This window comes from Rhizocola hellebori (assembly GCF_016862955.1).
GTDB lineage: Bacteria > Actinomycetota > Actinomycetes > Mycobacteriales > Micromonosporaceae > Rhizocola > Rhizocola hellebori.
This window is the reverse complement of record NZ_BONY01000006.1, coordinates 1-23,572: the sequence shown is the minus strand read 5'-3', so window position 1 is coordinate 23,572 and position 23,572 is coordinate 1. Positions and strand designations below refer to the sequence as shown.

The 23,572-nt window shown below is 67.4% G+C and carries 24 protein-coding genes; 6 read left to right on the top strand and 18 right to left on the bottom strand.

Annotation, left to right across the window (positions count from 1 at the left end; genetic code table 11):
- Nucleotides 1–7: 7 nt before the first annotated feature.
- Nucleotides 8–868, top strand: a complete 861-nt coding sequence (locus Rhe02_RS05945) for a hypothetical protein (RefSeq protein WP_203907060.1) — start codon at nt 8–10, stop codon at nt 866–868.
- 47 nt (nt 869–915) lie between these two features.
- Entirely contained in the window at nt 916–1,824 is a 909-nt protein-coding gene (locus Rhe02_RS05940) for a phytanoyl-CoA dioxygenase family protein (RefSeq protein WP_203907059.1), read from the top strand.
- 49 nt (nt 1,825–1,873) lie between these two features.
- Here Rhe02_RS05940 and Rhe02_RS05935 read toward each other — a convergent pair whose 3' ends face one another.
- The 4 genes from Rhe02_RS05935 to lepA form a co-directional block, all read right to left on the bottom strand.
- Nucleotides 1,874–2,722, bottom strand: a complete 849-nt coding sequence (locus tag Rhe02_RS05935; protein WP_203907058.1) for a hypothetical protein — start codon at nt 2,720–2,722, stop codon at nt 1,874–1,876.
- Between the two features lie 74 nt (nt 2,723–2,796).
- Nucleotides 2,797–3,912: a hypothetical protein gene (locus tag Rhe02_RS05930; protein WP_203907057.1), complete on the bottom strand. Its 1,116-nt coding sequence runs from the start codon at nt 3,910–3,912 to the stop codon at nt 2,797–2,799.
- A 118-nt stretch (nt 3,913–4,030) separates the two neighbouring features.
- The gene (locus tag Rhe02_RS05925; protein WP_203907056.1) at nt 4,031–4,528 is read right to left on the bottom strand and encodes an NUDIX domain-containing protein; all 498 of its coding nucleotides are present in this window, start codon (nt 4,526–4,528) and stop codon (nt 4,031–4,033) included.
- Between the two features lie 2 nt (nt 4,529–4,530).
- A complete protein-coding gene (gene lepA, locus Rhe02_RS05920) occupies nt 4,531–6,399 on the bottom strand; it encodes a translation elongation factor 4 (protein ID WP_203907055.1) in 1,869 nt (622 codons plus the stop codon).
- Nucleotides 6,400–6,526: 127 nt separating this feature from the next.
- Between lepA and Rhe02_RS05915 the strand changes: the two genes are divergently transcribed.
- Nucleotides 6,527–7,480 carry a phosphotransferase gene (locus Rhe02_RS05915; protein ID WP_203907054.1) on the top strand — a complete coding sequence of 318 codons (954 nt, stop codon included), beginning with the start codon at nt 6,527–6,529 and terminating at the stop codon, nt 7,478–7,480.
- Between the two features lie 137 nt (nt 7,481–7,617).
- The gene (rpsT, locus tag Rhe02_RS05910; protein ID WP_203907053.1) at nt 7,618–7,884 is read left to right on the top strand and encodes a 30S ribosomal protein S20; all 267 of its coding nucleotides are present in this window, start codon (nt 7,618–7,620) and stop codon (nt 7,882–7,884) included.
- A gap of 53 nt (nt 7,885–7,937) precedes the next feature.
- Here rpsT and Rhe02_RS05905 read toward each other — a convergent pair whose 3' ends face one another.
- The 3 genes from Rhe02_RS05905 to Rhe02_RS05895 all read right to left on the bottom strand — a co-directional run bounded on the left by Rhe02_RS05905 (nt 7,938) and on the right by Rhe02_RS05895 (nt 11,104).
- Nucleotides 7,938–8,351: a hypothetical protein gene (locus tag Rhe02_RS05905; RefSeq protein WP_203907052.1), complete on the bottom strand. Its 414-nt coding sequence runs from the start codon at nt 8,349–8,351 to the stop codon at nt 7,938–7,940.
- A complete protein-coding gene (holA, locus tag Rhe02_RS05900; RefSeq protein WP_239123436.1) occupies nt 8,348–9,328 on the bottom strand; it encodes a DNA polymerase III subunit delta in 981 nt (326 codons plus the stop codon). The genes Rhe02_RS05905 and holA overlap by 4 nt, the downstream gene beginning before the upstream one ends.
- A gap of 96 nt (nt 9,329–9,424) precedes the next feature.
- On the bottom strand, nt 9,425–11,104 hold the full coding sequence (locus tag Rhe02_RS05895; RefSeq protein ID WP_203907051.1) for a pectinesterase family protein: 1,680 nt from the start codon (nt 11,102–11,104) through the stop codon (nt 9,425–9,427).
- Between the two features lie 273 nt (nt 11,105–11,377).
- Between Rhe02_RS05895 and Rhe02_RS05890 the strand changes: the two genes are divergently transcribed.
- Nucleotides 11,378–11,569 carry a hypothetical protein gene (locus Rhe02_RS05890; RefSeq protein WP_203907050.1) on the top strand — a complete coding sequence of 64 codons (192 nt, stop codon included), beginning with the start codon at nt 11,378–11,380 and terminating at the stop codon, nt 11,567–11,569.
- Nucleotides 11,570–11,594: 25 nt separating this feature from the next.
- Here Rhe02_RS05890 and Rhe02_RS05885 read toward each other — a convergent pair whose 3' ends face one another.
- The 9 genes from Rhe02_RS05885 to Rhe02_RS05845 form a co-directional block, all read right to left on the bottom strand.
- Nucleotides 11,595–13,847 carry a ComEC/Rec2 family competence protein gene (locus tag Rhe02_RS05885; RefSeq protein WP_203907049.1) on the bottom strand — a complete coding sequence of 751 codons (2,253 nt, stop codon included), beginning with the start codon at nt 13,845–13,847 and terminating at the stop codon, nt 11,595–11,597.
- The gene (locus Rhe02_RS05880) at nt 13,847–14,449 is read right to left on the bottom strand and encodes a ComEA family DNA-binding protein (protein ID WP_444544521.1); all 603 of its coding nucleotides are present in this window, start codon (nt 14,447–14,449) and stop codon (nt 13,847–13,849) included. The genes Rhe02_RS05885 and Rhe02_RS05880 overlap by 1 nt, the downstream gene beginning before the upstream one ends.
- Nucleotides 14,450–14,554: 105 nt before the next feature.
- Nucleotides 14,555–15,436 (bottom strand): DegV family protein, encoded by an 882-nt coding sequence (locus Rhe02_RS05875; protein ID WP_203907048.1) that lies wholly within the window; start codon nt 15,434–15,436, stop codon nt 14,555–14,557.
- Between the two features lie 17 nt (nt 15,437–15,453).
- The gene (locus tag Rhe02_RS05870) at nt 15,454–15,864 is read right to left on the bottom strand and encodes a hypothetical protein (protein ID WP_203907047.1); all 411 of its coding nucleotides are present in this window, start codon (nt 15,862–15,864) and stop codon (nt 15,454–15,456) included.
- A 94-nt stretch (nt 15,865–15,958) separates the two neighbouring features.
- Nucleotides 15,959–16,561 (bottom strand): histidine phosphatase family protein, encoded by a 603-nt coding sequence (locus Rhe02_RS05865; RefSeq protein ID WP_203907046.1) that lies wholly within the window; start codon nt 16,559–16,561, stop codon nt 15,959–15,961.
- Nucleotides 16,558–16,935: a ribosome silencing factor gene (rsfS, locus tag Rhe02_RS05860; RefSeq protein WP_203907045.1), complete on the bottom strand. Its 378-nt coding sequence runs from the start codon at nt 16,933–16,935 to the stop codon at nt 16,558–16,560. The genes Rhe02_RS05865 and rsfS overlap by 4 nt, the downstream gene beginning before the upstream one ends.
- Before the next feature lie 35 nt (nt 16,936–16,970).
- Nucleotides 16,971–17,579, bottom strand: coding sequence for a nicotinate-nucleotide adenylyltransferase (gene nadD / locus Rhe02_RS05855; protein WP_275412594.1), 609 nt, complete (start codon nt 17,577–17,579; stop codon nt 16,971–16,973).
- 9 nt (nt 17,580–17,588) lie between these two features.
- The gene (gene pepN / locus Rhe02_RS05850; protein WP_203907044.1) at nt 17,589–20,081 is read right to left on the bottom strand and encodes an aminopeptidase N; all 2,493 of its coding nucleotides are present in this window, start codon (nt 20,079–20,081) and stop codon (nt 17,589–17,591) included.
- A 57-nt stretch (nt 20,082–20,138) separates the two neighbouring features.
- On the bottom strand, nt 20,139–20,402 hold the full coding sequence (locus Rhe02_RS05845) for a hypothetical protein (RefSeq protein WP_203907043.1): 264 nt from the start codon (nt 20,400–20,402) through the stop codon (nt 20,139–20,141).
- A gap of 220 nt (nt 20,403–20,622) precedes the next feature.
- Here Rhe02_RS05845 and trpS point away from each other — a divergent pair, with 220 nt between their 5' ends.
- Nucleotides 20,623–21,624 (top strand): tryptophan--tRNA ligase, encoded by a 1,002-nt coding sequence (gene trpS, locus Rhe02_RS05840; protein ID WP_203907042.1) that lies wholly within the window; start codon nt 20,623–20,625, stop codon nt 21,622–21,624.
- Here trpS and Rhe02_RS05835 read toward each other — a convergent pair.
- Complete coding sequence (locus Rhe02_RS05835) at nt 21,608–22,039, bottom strand: GNAT family N-acetyltransferase (protein WP_203907041.1); 432 nt, start codon at nt 22,037–22,039, stop codon at nt 21,608–21,610. The genes trpS and Rhe02_RS05835 overlap by 17 nt on opposite strands.
- Nucleotides 22,040–22,086: 47 nt before the next feature.
- Entirely contained in the window at nt 22,087–23,523 is a 1,437-nt protein-coding gene (gene obgE / locus Rhe02_RS05830; protein WP_203907040.1) for a GTPase ObgE, read from the bottom strand.
- Nucleotides 23,524–23,572 lie beyond the last annotated feature (49 nt).

Below are 23,572 nucleotides of genomic sequence, written 5' to 3'. Positions count from 1 at the left end.
TGTCTGCGTGCGGGCTCGGCCGACCATAGCTGTTCTGCTGTTCCTCGCCCTGGTTTTCATCCTGGGCGGATACCTGGCGCGCCAGCACTTCGGCGAAGGGCTGTCCATTCCCGATATGTCCAGCAACTGCGCGGCCAACGGCGACACCGAGGTGCGGCTGGACTCGGAACAGATGGGCAACGCGGCGACCGTGGCCGCGGTCGGCATCCGGCGCAACATGCCCGAGCAGGCGATCGTGGTGGCGCTGGCGGCCGCGTTGCAGGAATCGAAGCTGCGCAATCTCGACGATCTGGGCCACCGCAACGATCACGACTCGCTCGGCCTGTTTCAGCAGCGGCCCAGCCAGGGCTGGGGCAGCCCGGAACAGATCCTCGATCCCCGCTACGCGACGGAACGCTTCTACAGCGCGCTGGTGAAGATCAAGGGCTGGGAGCGGATGCGGGTAACCGAAGCGGCGCAACGGGTTCAGCGCTCGGCCTTTCCGGAGGCGTACCAGAAGTGGGCCGATGAGGCGCTCGTGCTGACCCTAGCGCTGACCGGCCAGCAGGGCGGCGCCATCGCCTGTGACACCGCGCCGGGCGCGGCCAAGTCGGGTGCGGCCGCGGCCACCGCGGCGGTGCAGCGACTCAAGCAGGATTTTGGGGCCAAAGCGCCGAAAATCACCACAGAACAGCACACCATCCTGGTACCGGCAAAAGATGCCAAGACCGGCTGGCAGCTCGCGCTCTGGATGGTGGCCAACGCCAATCGAACAGGGGTGACAAAGGTGAGCTTTGGCGACCAGCAGTGGTCGGCCGAGCGCGGATCGTGGGCGCTCACCGAGCCCGCCAGCCCGCAGGTGATAGCCGAGGTGCTTCCCGCGAAATAACGCGAGTTACTATCGGCTCTTCTAGTGCCCATCCGCTAGGGGAGCCAATGACTATCACCCCCCAAGTCGAAGAGACCGCTTACGAGCCGATCTCCGAGGCAGATCGACAGGAATTCCACGACCAGGGCTTTCTCCTGCTTCGTAATGTCCTGACCGAGGACCACCGGCAGCGCCTCGAAGACGCCATGGACCGGGTTTACGCGGAGGAGATCGCGGCCGGGCGCGGCTCCAAGGACGGCACCGTCCACCTGCTCGGCTTCCTGACGCGCGACGACCTCTTCGGTGACCTGCTGACCCACGGCCCCGTTTTCCGCTACATGTGGGGGCTGGCCGGCTGGAACATCTACACCCATCACAACCATCTCGACGTCACGCCGCCAGCGGCTGAGCCCGAGAAGCCTTACTGGGGCTGGCATCAGGACGGGTACAGGCAGAATTCCGACCCCGAGACGATGGACCCGAACCTGCCGCGGCCGATGTTCTCGCTGAAGGTCGCCTACGTGATCTCGGACATGTCCGAGACCGGCCGGGGCGCCACCAAGGTCATCCCGGGTGGGCACCTGCAGAATTCGCTGGCCCGCCCCGCCGACACCAAGGTGCACAACCCCGACCCGGACGGCACCGTCGAGATCACGGCGAACCCGGGCGACTGCTTCATCTTCGACCGCCGGTTGTGGCACTCGCGTTCCACCAACCTGTCGACGATCACCCGCAAGCTGCTGTTCATCGGCTACACGTACCGCTGGATCCGCCCGCTGGACGACATGCCCATCGACATGTCGAGCCCGTGGTGGGCCAACCGCACGCCGGTGCAGCGTCAGCTGCTGGGCGAGGCCACCCACACCGCCAACCACTGGGGCGTCAATTGGGACGGTTTCGTTGACGAGGAGATCCCGCTGCGCAAAGAGCTACGCGAGCGAGGCCTCCTCGACCGCGCCGTGCCCTGGCTGAGGTAACAGAAAAAGAGGGGCGCCCACGGCGCCCCTCTTTTGTGTCGTTCACAGGTTAAGCGTGAGAGATACACTCCCCGGCTACCAGTGCTGGGCTGTTGATCGGAATGACCAGGCCCACCAGGGAAACCGGGCCGTTCTCGCCACAGAACTGGAATGGCAGCAGCGTCAGGTCGAGGTTGCTCAGGAGCGGGATCTCCGCTGGGTTTTCCCGCGGCTCGATGTCGGCGGTCGCGTTGACGCAATCGCCAAGCACCGTCGTGGGCGAGTTCGCGGCGACGACCGCGCCGAGCCCGGCGACCGCGCTGGAGCCACAGACCTGCCAAGGCGCGACGCTGACGATCGAGCCACTCAGCAGCGACAGCAAGGTTCCGTTGTCGGGGCTCTCGCCGTCCGGCTCAAGGATGATGTTGTTGGCGTTGTAGCAGTCGCCGGTCACCGTGTTCGGGGTGCCGACGGACACCGTGGCACCCACCCCGGCCACCGCGTTGGAGCCACAGACCTGCCAGGGCAACGCCAATACTGACGTGTCATCGAGGATCGAGATGATTCCGGAGGTCGTGTCCTGCTTGAGCAAGACGTTGGCGTTGTAGCAGTCGCCGATGACCGTGTTGGCGCTCGATGCCGAAGCCACCGCACCGACTCCGCCTACCGCGTTGGAGCCGCAGATCTGCCAGGGCACCAACTTGGCGGAGCTGCCGACTCCGATGGTGATGAGCGGTTGTTGCACGGTGTCCCAGGGCGCCTTCATCGACAGCGCCGACTTGCCCATCGTCAGAGCCGTTGTGGGGGTGGACTTGTCCATCACCACGTTCGTCGCGGGCGCAGCAGCCGCGGCGGATCCCATGACCGCCACCGTTGCCAGTGCACCGGCGGCGACAACTCCCGCCTTGCCTATCTGCATCGTCACTCCTCTATAAGCATTCAGTAGGGCGGGCCGCTGGCGCGACCCGCCCTACGCGAAACGTTGCCGCGAGGTCAGCTGATGACCGTGTTGGCGTTGTTGCAGTTGCCGAAGACGGTGTTCTGCGAGGAAAGGTTGGCCGTGACTCCGATGATGCCGGAAACGGTGGTGGAGCCACAGTTCTGCCAGTCCAGGAGGCTGACCCGCGAGTTGTCCAGCACGGAGACGAGCGCCGTCGGGTCGTCCTGGTCGATCCAAACGTTGGCGTTGTCGCAGTCGCCCCACACCGTCGCCGGCGAGGTAACGGTGACGACGGCGCCCACGACACCGAAGACGGAGTCGCTGCCACAGGCCTGCCAGGTCAGCGCGGTGACGGCCGAGCCGGAGCCGACCGAGACCACCGACTGCGAGTCCTGGTCCCACGGAGCCGCCCAGCCGTTGCGGGCCTGCGGGGTCACGTTCTTGGACTTGCCATCCGCCTTACGGTTCGCCCACGCGGTGCGGGCGTCCTTGGCGGCGTCCTTCTTGCTCTGCGAAACCTTGGTGGTGGCCTGGCGGACCAGCTCCGAGGTGACGGTGGAGGACTCCTCGTGGTGGCCGTAACCGCCACGAGCCGACTTGTGGTAACCGTTGTGGTCGCCGTGGTCACCGTGGTCGTCGCCGTGGTCGTCTTCCCACTTGTGCTCACGGCCGATCAGGATGTTGCCATTGCTGCAGTTACCCACCACCGTGCTGGGCGACTGCAGGCTCGCGTTGATGACGCCGATGCCAGCACCCACCGTGGAGCCACAGGCCTGCCAAGTCGCGATCGACACCGCAGAGTCGTTGAGCACGGAGATCACAGCAGGGTTGGTGTCCTGGTTGAGCTTGATGTTGCCATTGTTGCAGTCACCAACAAGCGTGTTGGGTGAGTCGAGGTCGAGCGTCAAGCCCACGACGCCGCCGACTGCGGACGAGCCACAGAACTGCCACGCGGCAATCTGCGCCACCGAGCCTGAGCCGATGGCGAGAAGGGACTGCGTATCCTGGTCCCAAGGTGCGTCCCAGCCACCGCCGCGGGCGAGGTTCATCGTGCTGGCTTTGGTAAGTGCTGTGGCATCCATCGAGGGTGCCGCAGCGGCAGGAGCCCCCATGACCGCTACGGTCGCGAGAGCGCCCGTGGCGACGACTCCGGCCTTCTTAATCTGCATCGTCACTCCTTGTGCGACTTTGGACCCGCAATTGCCTCATATCGGGCGAAAGCGGTATAACAACTGCACTCTGGGTAACGACCACCTGATCAACCAGTTACTCGGACAAGTCGCCTTTTTAGGACTTAAGCACCAGTGCGACGGCATGAACCGCATGGATCATCGTGCTGAACGCCAACGGTGGTGGCGCCGCCGCATCGAACCAGCGCGCCTGCGTCGACTCGGCCGGATCCAGCTTCAGCCGGGCGCCGGCGGGCAGCGTGGCACGCCAGAAACAATCCAGTACCGGAAAAACCTCGCCCTGGAAGGGGTAGCTGCCGACGAACATGCCCAGGAACTCGCCCAGGATGACTTGCACCCCAAGCTCTTCGAGCCCCTCCCGCACGGCCGCGTCGGCGGGCTGCTCCCAGGCGTCGCAGAACCCGCCCGGCGTCTCCCACAGCCCCAGCCCAGGCTCGCGCGCCCTGCGCAGCAACAGAATCTGCCCCGCATCGTCGGTCACGACGAGGCTGCCGGTGGGGCGGGCGTTGAGATACTGCTCGTAACCGCATCCACCGCAGACCGCCGGCAGCGCCTGCGGCAGCAGCTGCCCGCAGCGAAAGCAGTGCCCTATCACGACTATTTCTTGGACTTGCTGTCTGGTGATTCCGAAGTGGACAGAGCCGCGATGAAGGCTTCCTGGGGTACCTCCACCCGGCCCACCATCTTCATGCGCTTCTTGCCTTCCTTCTGCTTTTCCAGCAGCTTGCGCTTGCGGCTGATGTCACCGCCGTAGCACTTGGCAAGCACGTCCTTGCGGATGGCCCGGATCGTCTCGCGGGCGATGACCCGCGAGCCGATGGCCGCCTGGATCGGCACCTCGAACTGCTGGCGCGGAATCAGCTCGCGCAGCTTCGCCGCGATCGTCGTGCCGTAGGCGTAAGCCTTGTCCTTGTGCACGATCGCGGAAAAGGCGTCGACCGCCTCGCCCTGCAACAGAATGTCGACCTTGACCAGGTCGGCCTCCTGCTCGCCGCTGGGCTCGTAGTCAAGGCTCGCGTAGCCCTTGGTGCGCGACTTGAGCTGGTCGAAGAAGTCGAAGATGATCTCACCGAGCGGCATCGTGTACCGGAGCTCGACCCGGTCGGCCGAGAGGTAATCCATGCCCAGCAAGGATCCCCGCCGGCCCTGGCAGAGCTCCATCACCGCGCCGACGAAGTCGTTGGGGGTCAACACGGTCGCCCGCACCGTCGGCTCGTGCACCGCACCGATCTTGCCCGTCGGGTACTCGCTCGGGTTGGTGACGGTCACCTCCGACCCGTCCTCCATGATCACGCGATAGACCACGTTGGGCGCGGTCGAGATGAGCTCGAGGTTGAACTCGCGCTCGAGGCGCTCACGGATGATCTCCAGGTGGAGCAGGCCGAGGAAGCCACAGCGGAAGCCGAACCCCAGCGCGGCCGAGGACTCCGGCTCGTAGACCAGCGCGGCGTCGTTGAGCTTGAGCTTGTCCAGCGCCTCGCGCAGGTCGGGATAATCCGAGCCGTCCAGCGGGTACAGGCCCGAGTAGACCATCGGCTTGGGATCCTTGTAACCGCCCAGCGCATCCTTGGCCGGACGCGAGTTGATGGTCACCGTGTCGCCGACCCGTGACTGGCGCACGTCTTTCACGCCCGTGATCAGGTAGCCCACCTCGCCGACGCTGATCGCCTTGGACTTGACCGGCTCCGGCGAGATGACGCCCAGCTCCAGCAGCTCGTGCACGGCCCCGGTGGACATCATCTTGATCCGGTCACGCGCCTCGATCTTGCCGTCGATCACCCGGACGTAGGTGACGACGCCTCGGTAGATGTCGTACACAGAATCGAAGATCATCGCACGGGCGGGCGCGGACGCGTCGCCGACCGGCGAGGGCAGCTGGCGCACGATCTCGTCGAGCAGATATGGCACGCCCAGGCCGGTCTTGCCGGACACCCGGATGCAGTCGTCGGGGTCGCAGCCGATCAGGTGGGCCAGCTCTTCGGCGTACTTGTCGGGCTGGGCCGCCGGGAGGTCGATCTTGTTGAGCACCGGGATGACGGTGAGGTTGTTCTCCATCGCCAGGTACAGGTTGGCCAGCGTCTGCGCCTCGATGCCCTGCGCCGCGTCGACCAGCAGCACCGCGCCCTCACACGCCGCCAGGCTGCGCGAAACCTCGTAGGTGAAGTCCACGTGCCCCGGGGTGTCGATCATGTTGAGAACGGCGTGCTCTCCGGTGCGCTCACCCTCCTGGATGGTCCAGGGCATGCGCACGGCCTGGCTCTTGATCGTGATGCCGCGCTCACGCTCGATGTCCATGCGATCCAGGTACTGCGCGCGCATCAAACGTGGGTCGACGACCCCGGTCAGCTGCAGCATCCGATCGGCCAAGGTCGACTTACCGTGGTCGATGTGAGCGATGATGCAGAAGTTGCGGATGGCGGCAGGTTCAGTGGCGCCGGGCTGATTCGAGCCAAACGTCGGTGGCACAGTGGTCCGTTCCTAGAGCGATTCGCTGAAGCGGTGCGTGACACTCTATGGTCCCATGTCGCTCCGCATGGTTGCCGCCGGATAAACCGGTAGCCGCGCGCTCGGCAGATCTTGCATCATCGCTGGCATGACGCAGCTGCTCCTCCCAGCCGTTCCCTACGACGCCACCGCGCAACGCCCGTCGTGGGACGACCTGCCGTCCGCCCTGCGCTCCGCGCTCGAGGCACGCCTTGGCGCGCCTGTGGTGGGGGCATCGGTCAGCGGCTGCGGCTTCACCCCCGGCTTCGCCGCCCTGCTCACCACCGTCGATGGCACCCAGCATTTCGTCAAAGCCGCGCACCTCTCCATCGAGGTGGCGCAGTGGTATGCGCAAGAGGCCAAGGTCACAGCCGCGCTGCCGCCCGGCATCCCCACCGCTGCCCTGCGCTGGAGCGGCGAGCTGGCCGATCATGTCGTGCTCTGCTTCGATGCGGTCGCCGGTGCGCGTACCCCTTCCCTGCCGTGGTCGCTCCCCGAGCTGAATGAGTGCCTGGACGCGCTGACCGCCGCCGCTCGAGCGCTGGCCGAGCCGGTGCCGCAAATCCTTGCGCTGCAACTAGATCCGTTCAGCAATGTGCTCGACCACGCGCTGAGCCAATGGCGTTCCGGCCAGGCCGGCCCAGACCCGCAGCGTGATGCCCTCATCGCGCTGGAGGCCCGGTTCGACGAGCTGACCCGGGAAAGCACCACCTTTGTCCACGGTGATCTGCGTCTCGACAACCTGCTCATCGACTCCGCCGGCACGGCGTGGATCTGCGACTGGAACTTCCTCGGCCACGGCCCGCCCTGGTTCGACCTGCTCACCGTGCTGATTTCGGCCGAGGCCGGCGGCCTGGACGTCGACACCCTCTTCGCCGAGCACCCCCTGGCGGTCAACCTGCCGCCGGACGCCCTGGACGCGGGGCTGGCGGCGATCCTTGGCTACTACCGCTACTCCGGCGCGCGCCCCGAGATCGACACCTCCCCCGCCGTGCGGGGCCACCAGCGCTATTACGCAGATTTGACCGGCCGCTGGCTGGCCCGGAGACAGGGTTGGGCATGACGGTTTGGTCCGGACTCTGCCCACCTGGTAATCTGGCACGTCGCGACCGATGCCCGTTTGGCGTTGGTCCCTTGGGCGAGTAATCAAAAGTAAGCAACCATCAGGCAATCACTGACGAGCAGGACGAAGGCTGTCGCGTGGCGAACATCAAGTCTCAGATCAAGCGCAACAAGCAGAACGAGAAGGCTCGGCTGCGCAACAAGTCGGTCAAGTCGGCCCTGAAGACGGCTGTCCGCAAGTTCCACGAGGCCGCCGCCAACGGCGACGCCGAGACCGCGACCGCGGCCTTCCGCGACGCCTCGCGCAAGCTCGACCGTGCCGTGAGCAAGGGCGTCATCCACAAGAACCAGGCTGCGAACCGCAAGTCGGCCATCGCCAAGAAGGCCGCAGCAATCTCCGCCTGAGCTATCAAGCTTCCAGCCCGGTCCTCTTCGAGGGTCGGGCTTTTGGCGTATCCCTACTCGTAGCGGCGGGTGGCGGCTTGCCGGGCGCGTTGTTTGGGCGAGCCGACCGGCTCGTCGGCGGGGGCCGGGGCAGGCTCGGCCGCGTCGGCGTGGGCCCGGCGCGGGACAGCGGCGCGGCCGAGGGCCTTGGTGCGCCTGGCCGCGCCGGCATAGGCGATCGCCCCCGCGATCACATCGTTCAGCTTGACCATGGCCGCCACCGCTGCGGGCAGCGCGGCGACCACCCACCAGCTCACCAGCTCGGCCAGGGCCAGCAGCACCGCCAGGGCGATGGCGCCCTCGAAGAACAGGAAGCACAGCAGGCCGCTTGGCCGCAGGTATTGGAGCCCGAGCACCCGGGCGTAAAGGGGGCGGTTCTTCGCCTCCTGCGCGCCGATGCCGGCCCGGCGCGAGCGCACCACGGTCATTTCGCACCGCCCTGGCGGGCCGCCGCGAACGCCATGATGGTGCGCTCCAGCGCATAACCACGATCCTCCGCGCCACCCTTGACGTCGGCGTTGCACACGGCTGCGGCTTGCATCGCGGCGACCAGGCCCTCGGGTGTCCAGCCGCGGGCCTGCCGTTGCGCCTTCTCGATTTTCCAGGCGGGCATGCCCAGCGTCGACGCGAGCTGGAAGGCGCTGCCACGGCCGGCGGAAGCCACCCTTGCCACGGTGCGGACGCCGTCGGCGAGCGCATCGGCTATCGGTACCGGATCAACCCCCGCATGCAAGGCCCAGCGCAGCGCTTCCAGGGCCGCCGGGACGTCCCCGGCCACCGCGGCGTCGGACACCGTGAACCCGCTGACCTCGGCCTTGCCCTTGTAGTAACGCCCGATGGTGGCGACATCCACCCTTCCGCCCGTGTCCGCCACCAGCTGCGAGCACGCCGCCGCCAGCTCTCGCAGGTCGTGGCCCACCGCTTCGATCAGCGCCTCGGCCGCGTCATTGCCGCACTTGCCGCCGAGCCGGCGGAACTCCGCGGTGACGAAGTCGACGCGGTCGCGGTGCTTGCTCAGTTTCGCCGCCGGAACCACTTCAGCCCCGGCCTTGACCAGACTGTCGGCGAACGCTTTGCCCTTGGCCCCACCCGCGTGGGTGATCACGAGCGTGACGTCGGGGTCGGGCGCCTTCACATAGTCGAGGATTACGGCCACCAGATCCTTCTTGGCGTCCTGCCCTCCGCGCAGCACAGCGACCCGGTTGCCGCCGAACAGCGACGGGCTGAGCAGACCGGCAAGCTCGCCGGGCAGCAACGTCGAGGCGTCGAACTCGCGCACCTCGGTATCGGGGTCGACGACCTTGGCGCGCGCGGCAGCATCGGCCACGGCGCGGGACACCAGCAGCTCCTCGTCGCCGAGTACCAGCAGCACCGGGGTCAGTTGGGGGGACGAAGCCTGACTCACACCGCCATCGTCGCACGGCGACCCGTAGCCCAGTCACCCTCAGGGCGCGACGCGTCACACGAAAGGTCAAATCACCGACACATGGCCTGCACGCGGTCAGGAAATGGGGTTCCAGCCGTCGGAGCCGGCCAGGTAGCGCTGTGCGGTGAAGTTGGGCGCGCTCGCGTCGGGCAACTGGGGCCGATCTGCGGTGATCGGCGAGCCGGGTCCGGTGTTGTGGTACTCGAAGAAGCGCGCATCACGCCACGAGAAGCCCGACATATCGGTCCACGGCGAGCTCTTGATGTGCGCACCCATCGTGGATTCCCGGTACAGCACCTGTGCGATGGCATTGACATCGCCGCTGGGATGCCACGGCCGTCCAAGATGGACGCTTTGCGCCGCGACGCCGGAGGCGGAAGTCAGCTGGCACTGGAAGAACAGGTAGCCATACGGATTCGTGTTCGTGGTCGACGCCGCCGTCACATACCCGTTGTTGCTCGACGATCCACGGTTGAGCGAGCGGATCTCGCACCGGTCGAATACCGCTGTGCCACGGCCGAAGATGAAGTCCACATCCCCTTCCACATAGCAGTTGCGGTAATAGGCCCGGCTCACCGTGGCGGTGTTGGGCGAGCTGGGCTGCAAGGTGTCCTGGTTGCCAAGGAAGCGAACGTTGTCGAAGATCAGCCGGTCACCGCGGGTGGTGACGGCGACCGCCTGCTCCGCGCTGAAATCGTGCGCCGCCTCGTCGAAGGAGTTGGAGAAGGTGAGGTTGCGGGCGATGAAGTCGTTGCCATCAATCATGACCGAGGAGCTGCCGGTCGTGCCGTAGGTGCCGCTGCCGTCCGGTTTCGTTGTGCCGCTGGCGTTGTCATAGGTGATGACCACATCGGCGGCGTTGCCCGTGGCTCCGATGAACGAGATGAAGGGCTTGTTGGCCGGGATGGTCACCAGCTCCCGGTAGGTGCCGGCCTTGATGCTGATGGTCCGGCGGGTGGTGTTGTTGGCGGGCACCGCATTCACTGCCGCCTGGACAGTGGTGAAGTTGCCCGTGCCGTCCTTCGCCACGATGATCGATCCAGCCGGCGGCGGGCTCGACGACGGGCTGGGTGAGGGGCTCTGCGAGGGGCTCGCTGACGGCGTCGGCGGTGGCGAGCTGGGTGTCGTACCATCCGAAATGGACACATCGTCAAAGGACGCCGACGCGAAGTAGGTGGCCACGCCGATCCCGCCGCTGGCGAACTGGGTGTCCACCGCGCTCAGCCTTGCCGTGCCGTTCACCAAACCGGTCAGGCTGGATCCGGCCACCGAGAGCGCCACCGTGTACCAGGTGCCGGTCGTGACGGTGAACGAGCCGGTCGCCAGCGTCGTGGAGGAGCCGCCCACGAGCTTTTTCAGCTCGATGGTGTTGGTGGATCGCAGGGTCAGGTAGTAGTAGCTCGTGTTCGACTGGGCGCGCGCAAGCACGGCCACGAACCGGCTGGATCCGTTGAAAGCGGTGGGCTTGACCCGGGCGGTCACGGTGTAGTTGGTCCACGAGGACGATCCGGCGCGGGCTCTCGCGTCCGAGCTGGTACCGGTTTGGCTCAGCACCCTGCTTCCGTCGGTGGTGACCGACCAGGTGCCGCCGGAGGTGGTCCAGCCGGTGGAGTTGCCGTCTTCGAAGTCGTCGGCAAAGAGCGTGGCCGCCGAAACGCTGCTGATGGCGAACAGAGCCACCGCCACGGCGACCGCCGCAGCGACGGCCCCCATGATCGGCCTTGACGGTGCATGGCGGAACGGCATCCAGCGCATAGTCGCCTCCTCACGGCAGACATCAGCGTATGGAAATCGCTTTCCGTAAGACAAGGCTTGGCGTTTGCAGGTTTGTTGCAGCTCAGTTCAGCCGTAGCCGCCACCGGATCGCCGTCGGCCCGGGATGGATGAGGATCTCGTCCATCCCGGGCCGAAGCGGTCGGCCAGCGCGAGCTCTCGGCAGAGCCCGCCGAGGCCGGCCACGCCCTCGGGGCGGAAGGTAATCCTCGGCGGATCGTTAAAGTGTCGTAGCGACGGGGTACCGTGGTAGGCGTGACCGACCCAGTGCCGTCTTCCTCCCCCGTTTCCTGCAACCCGTTCCACGCAGGCGACCAGCCCGCGCCCGTCGCGAGCGCGAGCGCGAGCAAGCCAACTGATCATGTTCGCCCCAGCCTGCCCGCACCTTTGGTTTTCTCCCACGATCCCGCGCGGCTGGCGGCCCAGGGCGGTCCGGCGCAGCGCTGAGCGCTCGTTTCCACATTGGACAGAGTCATTTTGTCGACATCTGCAGCCCTGCAGTCCCGGCCGAGACTGCGATCGCGCCATCGAGGTCCGTGCGCATGACCCGGGTGCCGGTGCGTTGCCACCATGCCAGCAGAGCCGGATTGGGGTGGCCGTAGTCGTTTCCGGCGCCCACCGAGACGACGGCCAGCTTGGCCCGCATCGCCTCAAGCAACGCGGGCTCCTGGTAGGCCGAGCCGTGGTGGGCCACCTTGACCACATCCGCGGTCAGGGAAGGGTTGTCGGCGTGCAGCATGCGCTGCTGTTCGGTCTCGGCATCGCCCAGCAGCGCGATGCCCACGTCGCGAATCTGGCCGAAGAGCACCAGCGAGTTGTTGTTGGGATCTGACCTGGTGCCGTGAAGCGGTGCGGTAGCAAGCACGCGCAGCGTCACTTGTCCGACAGTCCAGACCGCGTGGGGCGGCGCTTCGGCGATGGGGATGTGCGCCTGCGCCGCGGCAAGGTGCACGGCTTCCCGGCCCGGCGCAGGCTCCGGCCAGACCCCGGTGACGATTTGGCCCGGGTGATAGGGCAATGCCGCGCTGAGACCACCGATGTGATCGAGGTGAAAGTGGCTCAGCAGGACCAGGGGAAGGGAGGTGATGTCGAGATCGGCAAGGCATTCGGTCAGGGCTCTCGGGTCGGGCCCGGTGTCGACGAGGATCACCGCTCCGCCGCCCGCGTTCAGCACCACCGCGTCGCCCTGCCCGACATCGCAAACCACCATCACCCAGCCGGGCGGAGGCCAACCCGGTGCCAGCAGGCGCACCGGCACCGCTCCAACCATGGCAGCCAGCCCGGTCACCAGCACCAACCGCCGCACCACCCGGCTTCGAAAGCCAAGGATCAGCAGGGCCGTGAGCGCAGCGAGCAGCAGCCCACCCCCGACCCCGCCGGGCCACGGCACTGCGCCCGCCGGGACGGCGGCAGCGCTGCGCGCCACCCAAACCAGCCACCACGCAGGCCAACCACTAAGCCAGGCCAGGAACTCCGCGGCCGCGGGCCACACCGGCGAGATGACGGCTGCGGCCACCCCGCTGATCGTGGCCGGCGCTACCGCTGGCACGGCAAGCAGATTCGCCGGAACCGACACCAGGCTCACGCTTGCCGACAGCCCAGCGATCACCGGAGCGCAGGCCAGCTGAGCACTGGCCGGGATGGCCAGCGCCTCGGCCACGCCAGCGGGAAAACCCTTGGCCCGCAATCGATCCCGGATAGGTGGCGCGAGCAGCAGCAGGCCGCCGGTGGCCAGCACCGACAACGCGAAGCCCGCTTCCCCGGCCAGCTCGGGATCGAGCACGATCAGGCCGATGACGGCGGCGCTGAGCGCGGGTAGCGCGGCCCGGCGACGCCCGCTGGCCAAGGCGATCAGCCCGATGCCGCCCATGAGCCCCGCTCTGAGCACGCTGGGCGACGGGCGAACCAGGACCACAAACCCCATCACCGCGAGCGCCGCGACCAAGGCCGCCGGACCGGGCCCAAGCCTTGCCCAGCGCGCCATCAGCACCACCAGCCCCACGACGATCGCGACGTTACTGCCGCTGACGGCCACCAGGTGGGTGAGGCCGGCCGCCCGAAACTCCTCCTCCAGCACGGGATCCAGCGCGCTGGTGTCGCCGATGACCAGCCCTGGCACCAATCCTCCGGGCCGATCGGGCAGCGGCGCACATGCCCGTTGCAGACCGGCCCGCAACCGCCCGGCAGCGCGCTGGATCCAGGGTGGCTCACCGATCGGGGTCGCACCCGAATTGGTGGAGAGCACCGCCGCGGTGAGGTCCGCACCGCGTGCGGCTCCAAACCGGACCGATGCCGAGACCCGTTGCCCCGGAAGCAGACCGCGCCATCCGTCGTGACTCGCGAGCACCACCACCCGCGGCGAGCCCGGCCGGTCGAGGGTCGCCTTCACCACCCAAAGCCGTTGCTGCCCAACGCTTTGCGCCGCCAGTCGGGGATCGTCGCGGATGGTCAGCATCACCGACTCGGTGCCTCGCTGTGCCACCAGCCGCGCCACCTCCGGGTCGGAGCGGGCCGGCAGCTGAGCGCAGACGGCCGCCGCGCCGCACAGCGCCCCCGCGACCGAGGCCAGGGCAATCCAGCGCCAGCCCGGCCGGATCCGGCTCACCATCCCGGCCGCAAGCAACGCCAGCCCGAGCAGGCCGAGCCCGGCGCGCCAGCCCAGGTGCAGCGTGGTCAGGGCCGCGGCCCAGCAGCCGAGCGCGGTCGGAGCAAGGCGCAGGTCCATCAGACCACCACCAAATCCTTAAGGCGGGCAAAGGTTTCCTCGCCTATCCCGTCCACCTGGCGCAGCTCGTCAACCTTGGTGAACCCGCCTCGCTTGGCGCGCATGTCGATGATGCGCTGGGCCAGCACCGGGCCGACCCCGGGCAGGGCGTCGAGCTGCGCGAGGGTGGCGGTGTTGAGATTGAGCGGACCCGCCTGCGCGGCACCGGTGACGACGACGCCGATGGCGATGAGCTCGCCGTCGACGACCTTGCGGGCGAGGTTTACCGCGCTCAGATCGGTGCCGGGCAGCGCGCCCCCGGCCGCCTGCAGCGCATCGGCCACCCGCGCCCCGGCCGGCAGGCGCACCAGGCCCGGCCGCTGAACCTGACCGGAGACGGCCACGACGAGCTCGGCCGGATTGGGCTGGCCGCTGGCCATGGTGGTGGCCAGCATCGGCACGGTCACCGGATCGGGCTGTGCCTGCCACACCAGATAGGCGGCGCCCAGCGCCACGGCCGCGGCGATGGCGGCCAGCACCCGAAGGCCTCGCCTGCCGGGATCAAAAGCGGACATCCCGCCGAGGCGCGTGGGCTCGGCGGTCGGCTCATACGGCTTGCGCACGCCCGAAACGCTAGAGCGCGCAACGATTTCGGCCCGGCTGTCGGCCACTCGGGCTGTGGACAGCCGAGGGCTTGGGGATAACTCTCCAGCACCCCTCTGGATCTGTTATTGGGCAGCGGCGGGCTGGCTCGGGTGCCGATGCACCACGACGCCGGCCAGTCCCGGCCCCACATGGGCGGCGACCACGGCCCCTACCTCGCTGGTATAGAACGCGCGGATCCGGCCGGACAGGCGGCCTTCGAGGGCCTGGGTGAGCTGCGCTGCGCGCTCGGGTGCGGCCAGGTGGTGCACGGCGACGTCGACCTCGCCCTGCCCAGCGGCCTCCTCGGCGAGCGCGACGAGGCGCTCCAGCGCCCGCCCTGCGGTGCGAACCTTGTCCCGCAGCGTGATTTTGCCTTCGACGACTTCGAGGAGCGGCTTGACGGCCAAAGCCGTCCCCAGCAACGCCGAAACCGCGGTGATGCGCCCACCTCGGCGCAGATGCTCAAGAGTATCTACATAGAAGAATGTCGAAGTGTTGGCGACCGCCTCCAGCGCGGCATCCCTCACGCCGTCGAGGTCCTTGCCCTTCTTCGCGGCGGCCGCTGCGGCCAGCGCGACGAACCCCAGACCCATTCCGGCCGACCGGGAATCGACGACGGCGACCGGGCCGTCTGCGGCTTCAGCGGCGGCTTCCGCGCCGGTGAGGGTGCCCGACAGCGCGGCTGACAGGTGTACCGAGACGATGCCCTCAGCCCCGGCCGCGAACAGCTTGCGGTAGACAGCGGCGAACTCCCCCGGCGTCGGCTGGGAGGTCGAGACGGTGACTCGTTTGCCCTTGTCCGGCGGGGGGCTCAGCGCCTTGGCCACCGAGGCCGGGTCGATTTCGATGCCTTCACGCCCGGAGACACCTCCCATGACCACGTGCAGCGGCACTACGGTCACTCCGGCCGACTCGGCACTGGCCGGCAGGTAGGCGGTGGAGTCGGTGACGACCACGATGGGCATGTCGGCACGTTAGCCGATCACGCGGGCTGTGACGAGGTAACCTCCAACACCGGTCCCATCTGGCAGATGGTCGACAGGTCTGTTCGGATCTTGCCTGTGACGGTGACGCGCGCGCCGGACTTGAGGATGTTGGGGTCACCACCCATCAGCTCAAAGGTTTTGTTGGTGTCTGCGCGCAGCACTGTGCAGCCGCCTTCGAGATCTATCCGCTCGACCATCCCGGTGAGGGTGACCTCGCTGGTGCTGGCCTTGGTTGGCTGAAGAGGTGTCGCGGTCAGTGGCGGAACCTTCGGGGTCGCCGAGGAGCCGGACGTGGCCGAGGGGTCGGGTGTCACTGTGCTGCCCTCCGGGTTGGCCTGGGCGCAGCCTGCCGCGAACACTCCGGTGACCAGTGCACCCATGATGAGGAAACGCAGTTGCCTAGTCATAACAGCTCGGACGCTACCTGTCGGGCCGTCGTTGCGCGAACGCGCCTTAGCGCCCAAGTTGTGACCAAGGGCGTAGCCACTGCGGCAGCCGCAGTCACGGGACGCCCAGGTTGTACCCGACGAGCAACCAGCCGCGCTCGGTGTCATGCTGCAGCCTGGCCCAGTGGCAGTTGCCCATGCCGCGCAGTGTTTCCACGGTCTCCTCGGGCCAGCCGAGCAATGCGCCGATGCCCCACTTGGTGGAGCCGCCATGAGTGACCAGAACCGCGGTCTTACCGGGCACCCGCTCGGCGGTGTGCCGGATCATCTCGGCCATCCGTTTGCCCAGGTCGGCGATGGGCTCGATGCCGCAGCCGGGGTGAGGATCGCCGGAAAGCCAGCGTGCCCACGCCTCGGGGAACCGCTGCGCGACCTCGCTGCGGGTCAGGGTCTCCCACTCACCGAAGCAGCGCTCGCGCAGTCTCACGTCGCGTTCCACCGGCAGACCGGTGGCATCGCCCAGGGCGGCGGCGGTGGCGGCGCAACGGCTCAGGTCACTGGTCACCACCAGATCGGGATTCAGCGCGGCCAACCGTCCTGCGGCGGCGACGGCCTGGGTGAGGCCGCGCTCATTGAGCGGGACGTCGGTTTGGCCCTGAAAACGCTGTTGGTTGTTCCAGTCCGTGTTGCCGTGCCGCCACAGGATGATCGTGGTCACGAGATGAGCGCCCGATCGACGAACTCGATGTGGGGGCAGTCCTTCCAGAGCCGGTCCAGCGCATAGAACTCGCGCTCGTCACTGTGCTGGACATGCACGACAATGTCGTTGAAGTCCAGCAGCACCCATCGACCTGCCCGCTCCCCCTCGCGGCGCACCGGCTTGGCCTTCTCCGGCATGAGGAGCAGCGCTTCTTCGATGGCATCGACGATGGCCTGCACCTGACGCTCGTTGGGCGCAGAGGCCAGCACGAACACGTCGGTGATGACGAGATGCTCGGACACATCGAGGATGGTGATCTTCTCGGCCTTCTTGTCGGCAGCAGCCTGGGCGGCGGTCAGCGCCATCTCCACTGCTCGCTCGGTAGCGGGCACATTTCTCCTTTGGTTCGGTCCGTGCCTCTAGGGTCTCACATCGTCGGTGCCATCGGCTCGCGATAAAGGTGATGTTTGGTGATGTACTGCACCACACCATCTGGCACCAGGTACCAAATCGGCTGGCCGGCGGCGACCCGGTTACGGCAGTCCGTCGACGAGATGGCCATCGCGGGAACGGGCACCAGGCTGACCGGCGCGTCGGCCGGCAGATGGGCGTCGGACAGCTGGAAGCCGGGACGCGTCACCCCGATGAACTGGGCCATCCCGAACAGCTGATCGGCGTCCTTCCACGAGAGGATCTTGGCGAGGACGTCGGCGCCGGTGATGAAGAACAAATCGGCCTTGTCGCCATATCTGGCGTTGAGGTCGCGCAGGGTGTCCACGGCATAGGTGGGGCCATCGCGATCGACGTCGACCCGGCTCACGGTGAAGCGCGGGTTCGACGCGGTAGCGATGACTGTCATCAGGTACCGGTCCTCGGCAGCGGACACGACCTGATCGCTTTTCTGCCACGGCTGCCCCGCCGGCACGAAGATGACCTCATCGAGGGCAAACGTGTCGGCGACCTCGCTCGCAGCCACCAGGTGGCCATGATGGATCGGGTCGAAGGTGCCGCCCATGACGCCAATGCGGGATGTCACTCCTCCATGCTAGGCCGATCTTGCGCCCTCCCGGGCCCTCAGCGCACGGCGCAGGTCGTCGGTCTCGTCCATCAGCGAGCGTCGCAGCTGTGGGTGCAGGTCACCGGCCAGCGTGCGCTCGGCAAGGTCGAGTGTGTCCTGCGACACGGCGAAGACCGGGTACCCCGCGTGACCGATGAGCGCCATCAGATCGGGCGAACGTCCCTGCGAAATCGGCAATTCCGTGAAGAAACGCTCCACATAGGACGAAGTCAGCTCGGCGTGCTCCGGCTGCCACAGGCCATATCCGGCGTACTCGACAATCCGGTTGGACAAGCCCTTCTCATTCATGAGGATGTCAAAGGCGGTCGCCTTGGCCGCCGCATCGGGAAGCGAGGCCCGTGCCCGGGTGGCCTCCTGGCGACCCCGAGCCGACGTGTCCCGCTGCAGCTCCGCATCGATCTGCTCGTGACCGATCTCGCCCAGCACAGCCAGCCGGCACAGGATCGACCAGCGCAGGTCGGAGTCCACCACAAGTCCTTGCGGCACACCGATTCCGGCCAGCCAGCCGCGCAGCATCGGCGCCTGGCTGGTCGACGACACCAGGTTGCGCGCGCCGGCGAGCTGACGTCCGCTGCTGGCCGGCGCCACCTCCACAATGGACGCCGCGGTCGCGGCGAGACTGTCCAGCGCCCGCTGATAGGTGGTCATCGGAAGCAGGCGCGGCACCGCCACGGTGCGGGCCAGCTGGAAGACCGAATCCAGGAGGGTGACGTCGGTTTCGCCGCTCAGCGCCGCCCCGACCAGGTCTACGAACTCGTCTGCGGGCCACTCGGCGTCGCGTACCGCGTCGAAGGCGGCGTTCCACATCAGGGCCCGCGACAGCGTGTCCGGCTGACGGGCCAGCAGATCGACCAGATCGGCCCGGGTCTGATCGTCGAGGCGCACCTTGGCGAAGGTGTAGTCGCCGGAATTGAGCAACAGCCCACGTCCGGCCACCCCGGCCAGTTGCGGCACCGGGGTCACCTCGCCGGACACCTCGGCCTCGGTCGAGGCCCACTCGCCGCTGGGGGTGAGCCAGCTGATGCCGATGCGGTGCGGCCGCAGCACCGGATAGCTTTCCGGGGCGCTTTGGTGCACCGTTACCGATTCGAAGACTCCCGGCTCGGAGAACGAGATCTCCGGGCGCAAGGTGTTGACCTGTGGCGTGCGCAGCCAGAGGTGCGCCCAGGCATCGATGTCGCGCCCGCTGGACTCCGACAGGGCGCCCAGCAGATCGGCCAGGGTCGCGTTGCCCCAGGCGTGCTTGTCGAAGTACTTGCGCAGCCCGCCGAAGAAGGCGTCGTCGCCGATCCAGGTCACCAGCTGACGCAGCGCCGAACAGCCCTTGGCGTAGGAGATTCCGTCGAAGTTGTTGATGGCGTCATCGGTGTCGCTGACCTTGGTCGGTGCCACCGGGTGGGTGGACGGCCGCTGATCAGCGGCGTAGCCCCACACCTTGCGGTTCACGCCGAACCGCGTCCACGACTGGGGCCAGCGCGTCACCTCCGACACCAGCCTGTACCCCATATAGGTGGCGAAGGATTCGTTGAGCCACAGGTCATCCCACCACCGCATCGTCACCAGATCGCCGAACCACATGTGGGCCATCTCGTGCGCGATGACCGCCGCCCGCTCGAGCCGCTCGGTATCGGTGACGGTGGCCCGGAACAGATATTCGTCGCGGAACACCACGCACCCGGGGAACTCCATTGCCCCCCAACTGAACTCGGGCACGAAGGCCTGATCGTATTTGCCGAACTGGTACCGGATGCCAAAAAGCTCATGAAAGCGGTCGAAGCACGCCTTGGTGACCTCGAAGATCTCTGGAGCATCGCGCTCAAGGACCTCGGAGTAGCTCTTGCGGGCCAGCACGCCAAGCGAGATGCCGTCGTGCTCGTCGCGGATCTCCACCAGCGGCCCGGCCACCAGCGTGATCAGGTAGGTGGCGATGGGCTTGGTCGGGTGGAAACGCCACCGGCCCGGCTTCTCCTGCACGCATTCCTCGTTGGCGCGGATCGTCCAGGACGGGTTGGCCGTCACCAGCAACGTGACCGGCGCCTTCAGATCTGGCTGATCGAAGCAGGCCATGAACCGCGGGGCGTCGGTGATGGACGGCTGCGCATAGACGTAGACTTCTCCATCGGCCGGGTCGACGAAGCGGTGCATGCCCTCGCTGGAATGCGAATACGCGAACTCGGCCGCCACCACCACGGTGTTGTCGCCGGACAGGCCGGAAAGCTCTATCCTGCCATCGACCACGGTGGCATCGAGGATCGCATCGTTGAGCGTTACCGAGACCAGGCGCTGCGGCCGCACCTCGACGAAGGTAGAGGCGCCCTCCTGCGCGGAAAAGCGCAAGGTGGTGATGCTGGTAAATGTCTCGGACCCGCCGGTGAGGTCGACGTCAAGCTCATAGGAGAGCTTGCGGACCACGGCCGCGCGGGTAACGGCCTCGGCGTGGGTCAGACTGCGATGCGACATGGACTTCATCCTGCCTGATGGGATCGCCTCGCGGCCAACCCTGAACACAATTCGCTTTCACACCTCCAGCAGCTCCAGCAGCATCGCCACCTCCTGCTCGGCCAGCTCGGGCACCAGCTGTCGCAAGCGCAGCACCAGATCTGCCGCGGCGAGCACCGCCGACTGGGGCGCTGCCGCGAGCTGGCGCACCCGAGCGCCCGAACGCTCCACGTCGCGCACCCCGCACACCACCGCCGCGGCGAGGCACGGCTCGCCGCGGACGAGCTCGACACGCTGCTCACCCGCCGGGCCGTCCAGCAGCAGGACTACACGGTGTGCCACAGCCGTCATCCAACTGCAGAAAAACTCTGGTGGGAGGAGCCAGTGGCCCCTTGTCAACATTGCACCGGACAGGGATAATTCGTGCGTGCGCACCCAAACGATGAGCTGGTGGCTGCCCTGACAGGGCGGCCCGCTTAAGCGCACCCGACATCACCAGGCCGCCCGACCGGGCGGCCTTTTTGTGCTCCCGGCCGGGCTTTCGACCCGAGGAGACACCGCCATGACCGCTACCGCCACCACCGCCACGCTGACCCGCACCCGCCGCCTCACCGGCCTCAAGCCCACCGGTCACCTGCAGCTGGGCAACCTGCTCGCCGCCATACTCCCGCTGGCCAACACGCAGTACGAACACGACTCCGTAGTGATGATCGTAGATCTGCATGCGCTCACGGTGGAGCACGACCCACGTCGCGTCCGCGAACTGACCCTGGAACAGGCGGCGGTCATGCTCGCCGCCGGCGTCGATCCGGGGCGCACCACGCTATATGTCCAATCACACCTGTCCGAGCACGCTCAGCTGCACTATCTGCTCGAGTGCACAACCGGCTACGGCGAGGCCCGCCGGATGATCCAGTTCCGGGAGAAATCGAGCGGCCCGGATCCGGTGCGGCTGAGCCTGCTCACCTATCCGGTGCTGATGGCTGCCGACATTCTTCTGCACGACACCGATGAGGTACCCGTCGGCGACGACCAGTCGCAGCATCTGGAGCTGGCCCGCGATGTCGCGTACCGGTTCAACACCCGTTACGGGCACACGTTTACCGTGCCGAAGGTGGTCAATCCGCCCTTCGCCGCGCGCATCATGGATCTTTCGGATCCGTCGATGAAGATGGGCAAGAGCAACCAGGTGACGGCCGGCGTGATCAGCGTGCTGGACCCGCCGGATATGGTGCGGCGCAAGGTGATGCGGGCGGTCACCGACAATCGGGCGGTGGTGCGCCACGATCGGGAACGCCAGCCCGGGGTGACCAACCTGCTGGAGATCCTGGCCGCCTGTACCGGCGACCACTCGTTCGAGCTGGGCTCCTACGGCGCGTTGAAAAGCGCGGTCGCCGACGCGGTGATCGCTGTGCTGGAACCGATTCAGCGCAACTATGCCCGGCTGACCCCGGCCGAGGTGGAGCAGGTGCTGCGCGACGGCGCGGCCAAGGCCCGGCCCCGCGCCGCCGCGACGCTGCGGCGGGCATCGGAGGCGATCGGACTGGTTACAGCCGCTTACTGAAACACACCGAGACCGGGTTGCCGATGTGGTGACCGTAGGGCTCGATGCGCTGGTATCCAAGGGATTCGTAGAACGGCAAGGCTTCGGGCTGGCGGGTTCCCGAAGCCAGGATCAGCTCGCCCACCTGTGCCGCAATGGCTTTGCGTTCCAGCGCCAGCAGGATGCGCCGGGCCACCCCATTGCGGCGGTGGGCGGGCAGCACATAAAGCCGCTTGATTTCCGCGACGCCCTCATCGAGCAGGATGAGGGCGCCGCAGCCCACCGGGCGGCCGAGCACATAGGCGACCACGAAGCGGGCATGCGGATTGACAGTCGACGGCACCTGTTCGGGGTAACGAACGATGAGCTCGTCCTCGGCGTTGCGGACAAGCAGGGTGACATCGGGGTGGGTGATCTCCTTGTTCTGGATCAACACCCAATGCAGGTTAGACACGCCGTGTTTCCGGCCTGTTACCGAACGCTCTACTCGTCCTCGACCCAGTCGCCCGCGGTGTCGCCCTCCTCGCGCACCCGGCGCGCCTTGCGGGCGGCCAGCCGCTCGGCGGCCCCGGCCCGGGAGTCGTTGTCCTCCAAGCGAAGGTCGGCGCCACGGGTGGTGGGAACGAACTCGGCCTCGATGGCGGGCTGCCAGTCGAACTCCATGGTGCCGATGCGCACCGGGTCGCCCGGCTCTGCGCCCAGCTTCGCCAATTTGTCCTCAACGCCCAGGCGGGCCAACCGATCGGCCAGGTAGCCGACGGCTTCGTCGTTGTCGAAGTTGGTCTGCCTGACCCACCGCTCCGGCTTGGTGCCCTTGATCACCCACACGTCGTCGGCGTCGCGCTGGATCGTGAACCCGGAATCGTCCACAGCCGACGGTCGCAGCACCAGCCGGGTGGGCTCCAGCACCGGCTGCGCGGCGCGGTGCTCGTCGACCAGGCGGCCCAGGGCATAGATGAACTCCTGCAAGCCTTCCCGGGTGGCGGCACTGACCCGGTAGACCGGCCAGCCGTACCGAGCCAGGTCCGGCTCGACGATGTCGGCCAGGTCGCGGCCGTCCGGGACATCGATCTTGTTCAGGACGATGATCCGGGGCTTGTCCTCCAGCCCGCCGTAGGCGGCAAGCTCGGCTTCCAGCGCGTCGATGTCGGCCACCGGGTCGCGGCCCGGCTCCAGCGTCGCGGTGTCCACCACGTGCGCCAGCACGGCGCACCGCTCGATGTGGCGCAGGAACTGCAACCCCAGGCCCTTGCCGGTGGCCGCGCCCGGAATGAGGCCGGGCACATCGGCGACCGTGAAGACACGTTCCCCGGCTTGCACCACGCCGAGGTTGGGTACCAGTGTCGTGAAAGGATAGTCGGCGATCTTCGGCTTGGCCGCGGATATCACCGAGATCAGCGACGACTTGCCGGCGCTCGGGAAGCCCACCAGCCCCACGTCGGCAACGCTCTTGAGCTCCAGCACCACGTCCAGGCGCTCACCCGGCTCGCCCAGCTCGGCGAAACCCGGAGCCTTGCGCCGCGAGCTGGCAAGCGCCGCGTTGCCGCGCCCGCCCCGCCCGCCGCGAGCCACCTCAAGCGTCGTGCCGACCCCGACCAGGTCGGCGATCATCTCGCCGGCCAGCGTCTGGACCACCGTCCCGGAAGGGACTTTGAGCACCAGATCTCCGCCGTTGGCGCCATCGCGGTTGCCACCGGATCCGCCGGCCCCATTCTTGGCCCGCACATGGGGACGGAAATGAAAGTCGAGCAGGGTGTGCGAGTTCTGGTCCACCTCAAGCAGAATTCCGCCGCCGTGACCGCCGTTGCCACCGTCGGGCCCGCCCAGCGGCTTGAACTTCTCGCGGTGGATGGACACACAGCCGTGGCCGCCGTCGCCGGCCTGCAGGTGCAGCACCACCCGGTCAATGAAGGTCGCCACGAATACATCCTCTCGTACACAAACATCAGGCGGGCGGGAGACCTCGTCT